General features: G+C 71.0%; 1 protein-coding gene. It reads right to left on the reverse strand.

Annotation, left to right across the window (positions count from 1 at the left end):
- Positions 1 to 1,436: condensation domain-containing protein (locus GA0115254_RS42760; RefSeq protein ID WP_256103116.1), on the reverse strand; the 1,436-nt coding region annotated here is incomplete at both ends.

Consider the following 1,436-nt stretch of genomic DNA (forward strand, 5'->3'; position numbering starts at 1 on the left):
CCCGGTACGACACCTCCACACCCTCAAACACCATCGCCAACGCCTCCGGCGACCGCACCACCTGCGCCTCGAACAACCCCGGCAACGTCGACGGCTCGACCTCCACCGCCGTGTCATTCCACTCACTCACGACCCGATGCAGCCCCACCTCGTCCAGAACCCGGACAGAGCCCAACGGCATCTCCGGACCACCGTTCAGCGCCACCTCCAACGCCGACACCAGACTCTCCACAGCCGTACGCACCAGCACACCGACCGCCTCCGGGTCGATCGGGCAGACCGCGTCGACGGCCAGCGACAGCCCCCGGCCCTCACCATCGTCATCGACCGCGACAGCGAGCGGGTAATTGGTCAGCTCGCGTGAAAACACCAGCCGGATGCCTTCGGCCGCGCCGGTGCCGTCCTCCACGGCCGCGTCGAGGCTCTGATCGGCCTCCTCGGCGGCGCGCTGGTCGGCGTTGTGCCGGTAGTTGAACAGTGCGGTGAACAGCGGCGCGTCGCCGGAGATCCCGCTGGCGCTCTGGGCCACGGCGAGCGGCGCGTGCTCGTGTTCCAGCAGCTCCGCGAGCTGGCCCCGCATCGCCGACACCGCGCCCAGCACACCGAGTTCACCGGTGCGCACCCGCACCGGCAGCGTGTTGATCAGCGGACCTGGGACGCGATCGGCACCCATACCGGCGTTCATGCGGCCGAACAGAATCGTCCCGAAGACCACGTCGTCACGGCCGCTGACCGCCGCCAACGTCCGGGCCCATGCCACGTGCAGAACGGTCGCCGTGCTCACGCCCAGGCGACGTGCGACCTCCCGCAGCCGCGCCTCGGCGGCCGGCGCGAATGGTACGACCTCACGCACCACGTCGGCGCCGGCTCCGCGCACGTCCACCAGCCCGTACGGGGCGGTCGGTTCCGTGACGTCGCCGAGCAGCTCCGCGAAGTACCGCTCGTGGGCGGCGCGTTCGGTGCCGCCACGTGCGTGTGCCACGAAGGTGCGGAACGGCAGCGGCTCCGGCAGGCCGGCGCCCCGGCCGGTGAGGAACGCCGCGACCTCGCCGAGCAGAACCTCCAACGCGGTGTGGTCCTGAACGAGATGGTGCACCCGGACCAGGCCCAGCCACTGTTCACCGTCCGGCGTGGCCGCCGCGTGGACGCTGAACAGCGGCGCCCGGTTGAGGTCCATCGAGGAGCCGACGGTCGCGACCAACTCGCCCACCGGGTCGGTGCTCTGCGGGTCCAGCGTCAGCTCGACGACGGGCAGGACGGCCTTGCGCCACACCACCTGGACGGGCTCGCGCAGCCCCTCCCAGACGAACGAGGTGCGGAAGATGTCGTGCCGGTCGAGCACGCTCTGCAGCGCGTTCGTGAAGGCGTCCAGCTGCTCGCGCGAGGAGAACTCGAGTACCGACGGGAGCACATAGGCGTCGTCGCCGCCGTCGGCG

This window comes from Streptomyces sp. Ncost-T10-10d, assembly GCF_900091955.1.
Taxonomy (GTDB): Bacteria; Actinomycetota; Actinomycetes; order Streptomycetales; family Streptomycetaceae; genus Streptomyces.